The 274-nt window shown below is 73.0% G+C and carries 1 protein-coding gene; it reads right to left on the bottom strand.

Features of this window, described 5'->3' with window-relative positions:
* A partial coding sequence (locus tag ABWU78_RS20995) for an Ig-like domain-containing protein (RefSeq protein ID WP_439159407.1) occupies positions 1–274 on the bottom strand: 274 nt, incomplete at both ends.

Here is a 274-nt window from a genome sequence, read left to right as displayed (position 1 = left end):
ACCACCGCGACCGTCCGCGACCGAGTACCGGAACGTGCCCGTCCCCTGCGCGTCCTCGGGCACGACCGCCTGCAGCGCGGCACCGCCCATGATCGCCTGCACCGTCGCGTTGGCCGGAGAGTCCCCCGCGAGCGACGCCGTCATCACGTCCCCGTCCGGGTCCACGTCGTTGCCCAGCACCGGCAGGATCGTCGTGCGACCCGGACGCACCCCGAAGCTGTCGTCCTGCGGCTGCGGCGGCTTGTTCGGCTGCGACCGGTCCGCGATGAACTGG

Origin of the sequence: Cellulosimicrobium sp. CpK407, from assembly GCF_051844275.1 — a bacterium.
GTDB classification, from domain to species: Bacteria; Actinomycetota; Actinomycetes; order Actinomycetales; family Cellulomonadaceae; genus Cellulosimicrobium; species Cellulosimicrobium cellulans_G.
The sequence above is the reverse complement of the archived record's forward strand: the minus strand, read 5'-3'. Positions and strand labels throughout refer to the sequence as shown.